The organism is Acinetobacter sp. GN11, assembly GCF_054823985.1.
Genome location: NZ_JRVL01000217.1, coordinates 1 through 10844, shown reverse-complemented (window position 1 = coordinate 10844; position 10844 = coordinate 1). Strand labels below are relative to the sequence as shown.

Sequence of the window (10844 nt, the reverse complement as noted above, 5' to 3'; positions counted from 1 at the left end):
TAAAATATAAGTCTAAGGCATATAAATAAATCATACTTTTAAGCGTTTTATAACCAATGGTATTTAAAATACCAGACAAAGCATCCAGCGCGATTACTTTTATAAACAATAAAACAAAGCGACTGGATAAAACATAATTTAAGAGGATTTAATCATGTCAACTTCATCCAACACTGTTGTTATTACCGATGATACTGGGCTATTAACCAATATCACATATATTGATGGTTCTGTTGTATATACAGACGGCGAAACCTGTGATCCACCACCCTCTATTACTAAAAAAGGAAATGTTTGGACTATCACTTTAGACTGTAACCGTAGCGGCTCTTCGCAGGTCGCTGATAGTTATGTTGAACTATTACAAAAAGGTAGTCACATGTTTGCTGATAGTCAAAGTAGTGGCGACACCCCTAGCAAGCTTAACTTTTACTTTGGTGTTAATTTGCAAACTTCGTCGGCTTCCATTCCCGTATATCTCGCTCAAGGTCACTATGTTGGACATAACAATTGGTGGTTTGGTAGCCTAGCCGTAACCAATATTGGTGGAAATAAACCTGTTCTATTAATCAATGGTACGAACGTCGCTTTAACAGGCGGTAATAGCTCATTCACTTTATCAAATATTTAAAGCTTATGAAGACGCCGATTCATCGTTCACTTAAAAATGAGCAGTCTCATTTCGAGGCTGCTTTTTATATATGCCTAATTTGAGTATTCAGTATAAAATTATGACCTAAGCGACCATCTTACAAATTAGGCCGTGTCATATACTTAAAGTGATAAGAGCAAAAAATGACTCAAAATAAAGTTGAATTAGCAGAGAAATTGTCAAAAGAATCGCATAAAGGTCAAAAGTATGGTCCTCATGATTACTTTGATTACCATATTAAAGGTGTGGTCAATTCATTAATTGAGCACCGATTTTCAGAAGTCTATATTATTACCGCCCTTCTACACGATAGCGTTGAAGACACACCTCTTACCCTAGACAAAATCGAAAGTTTATTCGGACAAGAAGTCCGTGATGCCGTTGATGGATTAACTAAACGAGAAACTGAAACACGCGAAGAATATTTAATTCGTTGTAGTTTGAATCCGATCGCTCGAGTCGTGAAACTTCATGATGCAGCCTTTAATGCGCATAACTCACATAAGGACAATAATCACTCGCGTGTAGATTATTACCTTCAAACCATACTGATTGTTTCAACGGCGCAAGATAGGTTGGAATGAAAAGACAACGAAATGAATCCGTTGCCTTTTTATTTTTAAGATTGTGCAAATGCCCAAATGTCTTTTGATGCAACTGTGTCAGATACGAGTCTAAAACTCATAGTTTCTAAGTCTTCATCTACCACAACATAACCTTTCGAGTTGTTTTTTAGCGCATCACACTTGTTATCGGTAAGTTGATAGCTTGCTGTATTGGCTAATGCACTTTCAGTAATAACACCTGTAAACACACAATTTTGATCTTTCGAGACAATTTTGCCTTGCGCATTAACCTCGGCATTTACCGTTGTTCCATCTGGAAACGATAAATCATAACTACCGACCAATTGATTCAGCATAATTTTCTGATCATCAATTTTTTCATAATGTGCTAATTCAACGGTCATCGCTTGATTAGACTGATTGCTCTGCCAAGCTTTGGTTTTTGCGTCATAGCTCATCACAATCTTGGCACGGTTTTCGTCATCATCTAAAACCAATAATTTAGAACCATCTGCGCCAGAATAGTATTTACCCGCCATCGGTAACTCTTCATCAGTCTCGGTACTAATAATATAAGTACCGACATCTAAGCTCGGTGCTAGTGCAGGTTTTTCAGTCGAGACTTGGTCATCATGATCATTGTCATTACAAGCAGCCAATCCAAGCCCAAGGAGTAAAACCAACAAACAACGTTTCATGGTCTTTCTCCTTACTTGTTAAATAGGCTTTTTAAACGAATTTTGAGCCATTCTTGAGCTGCTGGTCGCTGATCATAAGCAACTTGCATTGCAGTTACAGCAATTTTGCTTTGCATGACGGCGCTTTCATCCGACATTTGAGCTGCGGTTGGCGCTGATGGTGCCGCATCAATTCCTAGACCAAATTGGTTATTGCCTTTATTGTCTTTGGTCACTTGGAACTTCAGTTTATATAAGTCATACGTCCCAATTTTTGAAAAAGCAAAAGGTGTATTAGTCGTTAAATTTTTAGGAAAATTAACATTTAAGGTAATCCCTTTTGGCAACAATTGCCCCTTACCTGCCTTAGCTAGTAATTCTTTTAATAACACTACGGTTTGTTTTGCCACAATCGCAGAGTTAGGGTTGTTTAAAGTTTTGTCATCTACCGTGTTGGTATCGGCGCTTAAAGCAATAGACGGAATCCCGCGTCCTGCCGAAAACTGTACATTGCCAATGGTGCCAGAGTGCACAACGACTTTTCCAACATTTTGTCCTTCATTCGGGCCAGATAAAACTAAGTCTGGCGCTTTACCCCAACGTTTGGGTGCAACGATATCTAGTCCATAGATTGTTGCCATGACTGGCGTGCCATGCGTGTAATTCCAGTCACCATTGGTATAACCTGCTTTAGTAAAGGTTCCAGCAGCAGGTGCGCCAACTGGTGCTGCACCATTGTGACAACCGTTTTCAGCGGCAATTTGCTTATCATTATCCGCAGAAATGGTCGTTGAGCTGTACATCACAATTGCGCCACCTCGGCCACTTTGTGGTGAACAAGGTACAGACACAAGCACGTTATGACCATTTGCTTTTAATTCATCATAAAGTGCTTTGACATTGCTGGTTAAACCATCATCGTTAACCAATAAAATATTTAATGCAAAAGCTGGAGTTGTACACAAAGACAGAATAAGGCCGCCCAATAAACTTTTTTTCATCACTTAACTACCATGTTATTCAATTTCGATTTGTATAGTAGTTGCGCTATATGTACGTTTAGTGACTTCTTCTAAATAACGATTAAAAAAATTTCCATTAAAAATTAAACAATTATAGTTTAAATTATTTCTAAGTTTTCTTTTATAAACTATCAACCTTATAGCTCATATTAAAAATGACAAAACCCACTTTCATGGGCTTCATTAAAAGTATCGCTTCAAGCCTTAAATTAAATACGTCCGACTTCTAAATATGGAATCAGGTTTTTATCAAAATGTGGTCGTGGGTCGCCCTCATAACTAATAAAACCATGCATTCCTGTTAAGCGCTCACCTTTATAAAACTGGTTTAACTGATAACGCGGGTCTTTATGTGAAAGCGTAAAGCTCACCACACCAACGCCCTGCTGTTTTGACTTGTTATAGGCATCTTCGAGCATTTTATGATGCAAAGCCAAATCTTCGGGGTGGCACATAAGCGTATGCAGCACATGGTACTGAATAGAGTCACCGAGTTTAGGCAAACGCATGCCCTTAGTTAACGGAGTTAATAAGTTATAAACAGGCCTAAAAATTCCAATGACTGAACTGTAATGCAAAATTTTGGTTTGCTTAATACTGTGCTGATCCCACAAGCCAAACATGCCCACCAGCTTTTCACCCTTAAAATAAAGTGAAAAGTCTGAAAGTTTTATTCCTGAAAAATACCGATGACCTTGGGCCAGTTCTTCAAAGTTATAGGCAGGTATAAAGTTATAAAACTCTGCCATGTCGGCAATAAACCGATTCATGGCTTTCACATGTTGAGCTTCAGCAACACATGTACGGATCTCTTGAATATCACTCTGATTAGCTTGTTTTAAAAAAGCCGTGATTTTCCGTTTTGTGCCAGTGCTCGTCAGACTAAGTGTCTCTATAAGCCCTTCGTCATAATAATCAGGCATACCCGTTTTGCCCGTTTGGATGGCAGCGCGTGCGGCATGGTTATCATCAAAAATAATCATTTGGCTATAGTTCGGTTCATGCATGGTTTGTTTTACATGCTTTGCTAAAACCTTAACCAGTGATTTCCCCCGATAGTTGTGATCTACGCGCAAATCTCCCGCGTACCGTAAGTTTTGAACGTTCCGATCGACATAACACGGGCGATGACCATTGCTATAACAAGCGACATGCTTCTGGCTCTCGGTGTCTTCAATCACAACATGTAATTTATGCCGATACACAATGTCGGAAGCTTGAAAATAACTGGGTTCACGTTGAAAGCTAATTTGTATCCCTTTGGTGGTCATAGGTACGGCGATCAAGTCCCTTAAAGCCTGATCGTCTGTCAAAGTTGCTTCTCGGGTAATCAGGGTATTTTCAGCAAGTGGTGGATTTGTTTTATTCATTATTCACCTGTTGTGCGGTCTGTACGGGCACCAAATTATTTAAACGCCCCATTTGGTCAAGTAACTGATAGACAAACACGACTTCGTCTTGGTCATTCACGGTTTTCTGAGTTTCTGCATCGAGTAACTTTTGCTCGGTATTGAGCAAATCAAACGTGGTTTTGGTGCCAACATCGAACTCTTTACGCGTGTAGACAAAGGCAATAGATGCAGCCTCTATGGCATTTGCCAGTGCTTCTTTATTTTGTCGAATGGTTTGAAGCTGTGCATAGGTCGTACGTGTACGCTTATTTAAATCTAGTTCAAGACTTCGCGTTTTTTGGTTAGCCAAATCTATATCGGCCTGTGCTTTTTTAACATTGGCGCGATTTAAACCATCGTCATAGAGCGGTACATTAAGCTGCACCCCAACCATATAGTTATTACTTTCGGAGCCAATATAGCTTGCTTCATCTTGCTTTCCGGCACGACTGGTGAGCATGACCGTAGGCCAGAGTTCCCGCTTAGTTAAAGCATATTGTTTCTCGGCAGCCTGTTTTTCGTATTTGCTACGCATTAAAGCTGGATGATTTTTGGTTTGAGTCAAAATCTCATCTAGGTTAGCGGGAATAGCGGGTAGTTGTTTAATCGCAACAAGGTTTTCAGGCGTTACACCTGTCACTTGATAAAACTGTGCTTCGCTTACGGTCAAGTTAGATTGAGCCTGTGTAATATCGGCTTGACCTTGGGCAACTTGTGCCAAAACCTGAGCCAAGTCCGCACGGGTAATCATCCCCACGTCAAAACGGCGCTTCGACTCATATAAAGACCGTTGCAGATTTGCCATAGTCTTTTGTCTGAGTTCTAAAATCGCTTTCTTTTTTAATACGTCGGTATAGACCATCACGGTATTTAAAATAGTTTCCGATCTTTGATCTGATAACCCTTGGTTTTGTGCAGAGAGCTGGCTTTCGGCAACATCAATTCCTAAACGATGTCGTCCAGAGGTATAAATCGGATAATCCGCCTGCAATTGTAAACTTCGACCTTTACGGTTTCCTTCAGTTGGAAACAGGACTTGTGAAGGCGTATCTATTCTTTCATAGTCAAGTTGCCCGACTAAATTGACTTTGAGTCCATCACGCTGTTTAGCCTGTTCAAGCATAGCGGTTGACTGGTTCACACTTAAACGACTGACTTCAAGCTGACTTTCATGTCTTAAACTTGCAGACAATGCCTCGTCTAAAGTCATGGCATGTGTATTCGACACAAATAACATGCATATACACAGAGCGTATCGACGCGTTAAAACCTGAGTATTAAGTTGTTTCATTCCTTTCATAGTTGTTCCAAACTATTCAGAGTGACTTTCTTAAGTGGTTCAGGCTTGATATTGCCTTCGATAATGCCGTCAAACATGACCAATTTTTTGTAGGCATTCCAACCATTATTGGCTTGGCGAATCTGAGGCTGGTCGAGCTGTCCTAAGTTTCGAGCAAGTTCATAATGGAAGTTTTGGCGCAAAATACTGTCGATATATTCATTACTGATGCTGTGATGAATCTCGCCTTCAAAAAGCACGCAATAAAACGGCTTAACGTGTTGCTCGGTATCAATCGCCAGTAAAGAAATCGCTTTAGATTCCGTTTCATTTAACTGCGACAATAATTGCTGGGCAGTTTCAGGTGCGAGTTTCTCACCGACTAGATCTACACCAAAACGGCGGCCTTGGAACTCAAAACACGGGATTTGCTCGATAAAGCCAGTCACGCGTAAGCAATCATCCATACAGTAACGAAGCAAGCCATTGCCTGAGGTAATGAGTGGGCTCACCACATCACCTTGTTTAAGCTGCCACGACGGAATGATTTGTCCTTGTTTTTCACCTTCTAAATATTCAAATTCATAGAAGTGACTTTGATACGCCAGCGGGTATTGGTCGTTATAGGGAATGGTCACTACACCTTCGGTCGCCCATAGACCTTTACCTTCAAACTGAACACTGGGTAATTTCTCTTTTAATTTTTCGGCCCAAGCTTTTGAACCTGCTGTATCCCAACTCGACACTAAACTTAACTTAGGCCATAGCTGTTTGAAGTCGATCTGTTTGCCGTTTGTACTGTCAATTAGGGCTTGAGCGCTTTCAGGACTATGCGGTGCGGTCACTTCTTTTAATGAAGCCTGACGATTGCTCCATGAACCACTTTGTAAAACTTCAATCACGTCTTGTTGTAGTAACTCCAAACGTTCAAGCAATTGCAGCGCAAAAGTTGGACTCCACACCGAGATCATGGCTAAGTTACGGTTTGCCACCAAATAGCAAATCGTGGCAAAGAGTGCATCATCGGCATTGGCTGCAAATGCAACATTACTTGGAACCGCTTGGGTAAATTTAGATAAAATTCGCTTACCTACACCCAGTAGCGCACTATCATCATTTAGGTTTTTATCTTTTAAAACTTCACGCTGACTTTCAGGTAACCATGACACCGACCAGTAATGCGTACCCGAACTGAGCTGTGGACATTTACGGTATAAACTTGCCATCCACGGTGCAATCGCATGATCAAGTTCATCTAAAAACAGTTTGGTATATGGAATAAACTTGATTTGTTCACTCGACCCACTGGTCGGCTGGAAACGAACCAGTTTACTACTAGACAATGACAACTTTTGTTCACGATAACGTTGAATGTCTTCTCGCCACGCGCTGTAACGTGTCGCAGGAAATGATTTTACAAATTGCTCATAGTTTTGAACTTTTTTGTCTTTCGCAAACGTAGAAGTCTGTAAAATCGAATGCAGGATTTGACGTTGTGTTGCTTCTAACGCATTAAACCTTTTTTGAAAATTACGGTCAGATGCATCACACCATTTTTTTAAAATCAGATGCGAACCCAAAGTCAGCCATTCATTAGATTTCATTGGATGGCCCCTCTACGGTTTGTTTTCGACGTTTTACGTGCTTCGCATCTTCCCTTACTCGTGGGTTTGGTGATGAGCTTTACTGGGAAACGCGCAAGATCTTTCCAGCCTAATCGACCAATACACGGTAGCTCTGTGCCGGCTTTCCATGTCGGATTCAACTGCTCAAAGAAATGAATATTTGGGTTCTTTTCTCTCATTTCGGCAGTAATGGGTGCGACCTCACCTTTTAATGGTTGATAGTCATCTCCAAAATTTAACAGGCCTGCATCTTTGTCATAATATTCGCCAAAGAATTTCTCACAGTAGTGTTCGACGACTTCCGAGAGATGCTGGTTTTCATCTTTAATATGTGGGTAATAAACATAGTAGTTATTGGCGAGTAGCAAGTAGGTCTTATAGCCTTTAGAAATCAGAAGCCAATAGAGTTCGTTAAATGGATATTTCACTCTTAACTTGATCATGAGTTTGAGCATAGTACTTTGTAGACTACGCGTACCCCAAAACTTCTTCAAAATGACCGTATCACCGCTAAATAATACGGTGTAGTCCTTACCATTTAAATAGAAGTGCTGCACCACAACGGTAGAGAAGCCCACAATCTCATTTGTTTGTGAATCAAAAATTAAGATTGCACCACTTTTATTTTGAAAATCATCTACGAAAATAGAAAATCTCGTATTTTCATAATACTGTTCGTAAATGGAATACATCACTTTTAATCGCTCAGTATCGATTTGCTCTTTTTCAAAATATTGACCATAAGTCGTGTTTTTCAGGTTCAATTTTGAAATTAGTTTATACGTTGTATTAATCATAATCCTTTAACCTTCCACCTCTAATTTGCGAGTTCCCCGATCTCATCAACCGATTTTAGAAAACTCATAAAAATGTTCTTTTTCTATGAAGGGATACGTTTTGATATGCCCTATTGTTTTTCATTCTTTGAAAGCTGCTCTTTATTTCTAAATCGCTACATGTTCATTTTCTTCCCCCGATCCATAAAGATGGTTAAAAATGCGGTCACAAACATGATGATTGCGAGCATGCGTAATAAATCATTAAAACTCGATGTCAGTGCCTGAAAATGAATGTCACGATAAATCACGCTGAGCGCAATTTGCTGTGCATTTGAGCCGACTTCCTGATATTGCGCCGTGAGCTGATCGAGTCTTTCCGTAAAAATCCAGTTCTGCGGGGTCATCGACTGATTAATCTGGGTAACATGAAGCGCAGTCAACCAGTCTAATGAGGAGTTAATCAGCGCCAGTCCAACCGCTCCGCCAATATTGCGCATCAGGTTATAAATACCGCTGGCGTCGGCAACTTTACTCAGTGGCAAAGTGCTCATGGCTAAATGTGAAACCACAATCAAGCAGATCATGAGGCCAATGCCACGGTAAATTTGCGGCCAGAACATAAAGTCATAATCGCTGTGAATGCTGAGGTGCGAATTGAGCCAAACACCAAATCCAGCCAAAATCATTCCAACAAATACGGTTTTTCGGGTATCAAAATTGGGAATAAGCCACGCAAGAAACGGCGCAAAGCAGAACATGACAATACCTGTCACCATCATGACGTGACCAATTTGGCTACTGTTCATTTCACGGACTTGCCCAAGAAACACTGGAATCATGTAGCCCAAGCCATAGAGCGCCATACCAATCACAAAAGTTGTGATGGCACTTAAGGTAAAGTTTTTATTTTTAAATACGGATAAATCGAGCAAAGGCTTAGGTTGGGTAAAACTTCTAGAGAAGAAAATCATGCCGCCCACAACGCAGATCATGAAAGCAATCCGAACGCCTGTGTCTGCAAGCCAGTCATGCCGTGCGCCTTCATCAAGGAAATATTCAAGCCCACCCAAAAACATCGCCATACCAACGAGGCTGAACCAGTCCATGCTTTTGATGAGTGAATGATTCGCACGGTCGATATTTGGACCTGAGTAGATGACCGTAGCAATGATAATGCCAGGAATAATATTAATCAGGAACATCCAGTGCCATGAGAAGTTATTAGTGAGCCAACCACCAATGGTTGGGCCGATGGCTGGACCTAAGGTACTGATCATTCCAAACATGACCAAAGGCAATGAGCGTTTTGCTTCAGGGAAAAGTATATACAACGCGGTCATGGAGGTCGGAATCATTCCGCCGCCCATAAAACCTTGAATGCCACGAAAAACCAATAAACTTTCTAAGTTCCATGCCAACGCACAAAGTAAAGAACTGACCGTAAAACCAATTGCACAGATGGTGTAATACACCCGTGTTGAAAGCACCCGCGAGACAATACTCGACATTGGAATTGCAATAATCTCGGCAATTAAATAAACAGTTTGCACCCAAGTGACTTCGTAACGACTTGCACTCATTCCAGCTTGAACTTCGTTTAAAGAACTCGCCACAATCTGAATATCAAGAATCGCCATAAAGTTGCCAAAAATCATGGCAGCAAAAATTGCCCATGCCGTCTTTGCGGGAAACTTCCACTCAGCGTCAATATGCTTATTCATTTCTTATTACCTAAAAATTTTATTATTAAGTTCTTAGGTCAACCGTAGCGCTAACCGACATTCCAGGTTTTATAAGATCGATATGCGGACTTGAATCTATGGCAATACGTACAGGAATACGTTGAACAACCTTGTTAAAGTTGCCTGTGGCATTGTCTGGTGGCATGAGTGAGAAAGTTGCACCAGAGGCTGGAGAAAAGCTTTCAATTTTTCCGCTGTAAGTCAGGCTTGGGTAAGCATCAAGTTTTAATTTAACTTTCTGACCAATATGCATTTTTTCAATTTGGGTTTCTTTGAAGTTCGCTTGTACATACAAACTATTTTCAGGAATAATCGCCATTAAGCGAGTTTGCGGAGAAACACGTGAGCCTTTTTGAATTGCAAGGCTACCGATTTTACCGTCTACAGGACTCACCACTTTTGATGATGCCAGATCGACCTGATATAGGTTTAAGTTTGCATGAGCACTTTGAATATCAGCTAGAAGCTGCGCTCGACTGGCTTTTAAGCTCCCCAACTGAGCTTCTGCTGCATTGACTGCGGCTTGTGCCTTGCTGAGTTGTGCCTGAGCTGTTAAATATTGGGACTGAATGCCTTCAAAGTTTTGGCGGGTAATTACCCCATCTTTTAATAAATCTTGATAACGTTCAAAATCTTTTCTCAAACGAGTTAAGTCTGCTTGCGCTGCCACTACACCACTATTTGCTTCAGTAATGGAAGACTGAGCAGACTTTTCATTTTGCTGTTGTACACCAAGCGCCGCTTCTTTTAAGCTGACGACAGAACTCGCCTGATCATAACGAGCTTGGTAATCGCGGTGGTCTAATACCGCTAGAGTTTCCCCTTTCTTTACCACCTGATTATCGTTAATTAATAACTCAATCACTTCGCCTGAAATCTTTGGCATGACCCAAGTAACATCTGCCTGAACATAAGCATTATCAGTAGATTGATAAAATCGGTATACAAAAAAATAATATATAATGCCTGCGACTAAAAATAACAGCAGGACACTAAAAACACCCCAAGTTATTTTCTTTCGACTTTGGAAATTAGTGTCAGTTTCTAGCTGAGCTACGTTATCCATATTCATTCCGTTTATTTGTAATATTCGATTTTTTATTTACACTAA

General features: G+C 40.6%; 10 protein-coding genes. 2 read left to right on the top strand and 8 right to left on the bottom strand.

Translation table 11 applies throughout. From position 1 onward, the window contains the following. Positions 1–154 precede the first annotated feature (154 nt). Both NL42_RS16525 and NL42_RS16520 read left to right on the top strand, forming a co-directional pair. Positions 155–631, top strand: a complete 477-nt coding sequence (locus NL42_RS16525) for a hypothetical protein (protein WP_199943113.1) — start codon at positions 155–157, stop codon at positions 629–631. Positions 632–795: 164 nt separating this feature from the next. Continuing rightward, positions 796–1236: an HD domain-containing protein gene (locus tag NL42_RS16520; protein WP_461313571.1), complete on the top strand. Its 441-nt coding sequence runs from the start codon at positions 796–798 to the stop codon at positions 1234–1236. A 35-nt stretch (positions 1237–1271) separates the two neighbouring features. Here the strand turns inward: NL42_RS16520 and NL42_RS16515 are convergent, their stop codons facing one another. The 8 genes from NL42_RS16515 to NL42_RS16480 all read right to left on the bottom strand — a co-directional run bounded on the left by NL42_RS16515 (position 1272) and on the right by NL42_RS16480 (position 10799). After that, the gene (locus NL42_RS16515) at positions 1272–1916 is read right to left on the bottom strand and encodes a hypothetical protein (protein WP_461313570.1); all 645 of its coding nucleotides are present in this window, start codon (positions 1914–1916) and stop codon (positions 1272–1274) included. An 11-nt stretch (positions 1917–1927) separates the two neighbouring features. Continuing rightward, entirely contained in the window at positions 1928–2899 is a 972-nt protein-coding gene (gene surE, locus NL42_RS16510; RefSeq protein WP_461313569.1) for a 5'/3'-nucleotidase SurE, read from the bottom strand. 227 nt (positions 2900–3126) lie between these two features. Then, positions 3127–4287, bottom strand: coding sequence for a hypothetical protein (locus NL42_RS16505; protein WP_461313568.1), 1161 nt, complete (start codon positions 4285–4287; stop codon positions 3127–3129). Then, positions 4280–5608 (bottom strand): TolC family protein, encoded by a 1329-nt coding sequence (locus tag NL42_RS16500; protein WP_461313567.1) that lies wholly within the window; start codon positions 5606–5608, stop codon positions 4280–4282. Before NL42_RS16500 ends, NL42_RS16505 begins: the two co-directional genes overlap by 8 nt. Beyond that, a complete protein-coding gene (locus NL42_RS16495; RefSeq protein WP_461313566.1) occupies positions 5605–7191 on the bottom strand; it encodes a GH3 family acyl-acid amido synthetase in 1587 nt (528 codons plus the stop codon). Before NL42_RS16495 ends, NL42_RS16500 begins: the two co-directional genes overlap by 4 nt. After that, a complete protein-coding gene (locus tag NL42_RS16490) occupies positions 7188–7976 on the bottom strand; it encodes a hypothetical protein (protein WP_461313572.1) in 789 nt (262 codons plus the stop codon). Before NL42_RS16490 ends, NL42_RS16495 begins: the two co-directional genes overlap by 4 nt. A gap of 188 nt (positions 7977–8164) precedes the next feature. Then, on the bottom strand, positions 8165–9712 hold the full coding sequence (locus NL42_RS16485; RefSeq protein WP_461313565.1) for a DHA2 family efflux MFS transporter permease subunit: 1548 nt from the start codon (positions 9710–9712) through the stop codon (positions 8165–8167). Positions 9713–9737: 25 nt separating this feature from the next. Continuing rightward, positions 9738–10799 (bottom strand): HlyD family secretion protein, encoded by a 1062-nt coding sequence (locus NL42_RS16480; RefSeq protein WP_461313564.1) that lies wholly within the window; start codon positions 10797–10799, stop codon positions 9738–9740. Between the last annotated feature and the right edge of the window lie 45 nt (positions 10800–10844).

Coding starts and splice junctions, on each gene's coding strand:
- NL42_RS16525 (WP_199943113.1), top strand. CDS start 155: ATGTCAACTTCATCCAACACTGTTGTTATTACCGATGATACTGGGCTA.
- NL42_RS16520 (WP_461313571.1), top strand. CDS start 796: ATGACTCAAAATAAAGTTGAATTAGCAGAGAAATTGTCAAAAGAATCG.
- NL42_RS16515 (WP_461313570.1), bottom strand. CDS start 1,916: ATGAAACGTTGTTTGTTGGTTTTACTCCTTGGGCTTGGATTGGCTGCT.
- NL42_RS16505 (WP_461313568.1), bottom strand. CDS start 4,287: ATGAATAAAACAAATCCACCACTTGCTGAAAATACCCTGATTACCCGA.
- NL42_RS16500 (WP_461313567.1), bottom strand. CDS start 5,608: ATGAAAGGAATGAAACAACTTAATACTCAGGTTTTAACGCGTCGATAC.
- NL42_RS16495 (WP_461313566.1), bottom strand. CDS start 7,191: ATGAAATCTAATGAATGGCTGACTTTGGGTTCGCATCTGATTTTAAAA.
- NL42_RS16485 (WP_461313565.1), bottom strand. CDS start 9,712: ATGAATAAGCATATTGACGCTGAGTGGAAGTTTCCCGCAAAGACGGCA.
- NL42_RS16480 (WP_461313564.1), bottom strand. CDS start 10,799: ATGGATAACGTAGCTCAGCTAGAAACTGACACTAATTTCCAAAGTCGA.